Here is a 1,042-nt window from a genome sequence, read left to right on the forward strand (position 1 = left end):
AGAAGATAGATACCTCGTTATTGGACGCTTACTACGAATCAGAATATAAGCATCACTAAAAACGGAGAAAGGGACTGATAAAATAACCAGTCCCATATATTATGAAAAAAAATATTATTAAGTTTTGTTATATTTATATTATATATCTCGTACCTTATATGAACTTTATACTATAATTAAAATGAAATTAAAGTTAAAAAATTTTGAAAATCTAATATAAAAAATTTAATGTTTCGATGGATTCAATATTATACTGATTCGAAACGTAAGCGACCAATAACGAGGTATATTAAATAAGACCCCTTCGCTTAGTACAGAGCGCTCTTTCTTATCTACAAGTTTCTTTAATATTTTCATCCATAGCAAATAAGCCTCTAGAATACCATTTATCTTCATTTGGTAAATTCATTAATAAATAGTTGATGTATTTTTCTGAATCCAATCCATTTCGTTTGGCAGTTTCGAGTAAAGTCATTATGATGGCACTAGATTACGCACCTTCAAAACTTTAGGAGAATAACCAATTCTTTCTCCCTATTACCAATGATTTTATCGCTCATTCTGCTAAATTATTCGAAAGAACAAGATTCCCATCTTCCAATAAAGACATTAATACTGTTCTTGTTTTTAGAAATGAAACTTTATACATTTTATATCTTGAGTATCCTAATACTCCAACAAGTATATTAACTTCTATTATTTCCCCAGTATCTGATAATACAAATAGGATAGATTCTTTCCAATCAATTTGCATTTGATTCCCTGGTGAAGTTTCAAATCTAATAACGGTATTATTGGCATTAGAACTCAGACATTTCCCTTTTTTTTAAAGTATTCATAAAATTCTGGTGTATTTCTAATATAGTTATAGAAAGTTGAGTATTAATCTCATAGTTATCTTCCAAGTATTGTCTTAATACTCTTATATAACTAAAAGTTTGAGTAGAAGAACTTAATAAGCTTTTAATTAGTTCGCAGTATTTGTCTAGTTTTGATGTTTTGTTTTTCGGCTTCTTTTTTTCGAAACCATTAAGATATTTAT

At 27.8% G+C, this 1,042-nt stretch carries 2 protein-coding genes and 1 pseudogene; all 3 read right to left on the minus strand.

Annotated features, from left to right (window positions below):
* Positions 1-328 precede the first annotated feature (328 nt).
* Positions 329-475: a transposase domain-containing protein gene (locus HMPREF3186_RS09540; protein WP_269446637.1), complete on the minus strand. Its 147-nt coding sequence runs from the start codon at positions 473-475 to the stop codon at positions 329-331.
* 81 nt (positions 476-556) lie between these two features.
* A complete protein-coding gene (locus tag HMPREF3186_RS09545; protein ID WP_060914782.1) occupies positions 557-754 on the minus strand; it encodes a hypothetical protein in 198 nt (65 codons plus the stop codon).
* Between the two features lie 46 nt (positions 755-800).
* Positions 801-1,042 (minus strand): annotated as a pseudogene (locus HMPREF3186_RS09465) (hypothetical protein); the annotation flags it as partial.

This window comes from Gemella haemolysans, assembly GCF_001553035.1.
GTDB lineage: Bacteria > Bacillota > Bacilli > Staphylococcales > Gemellaceae > Gemella > Gemella haemolysans_B.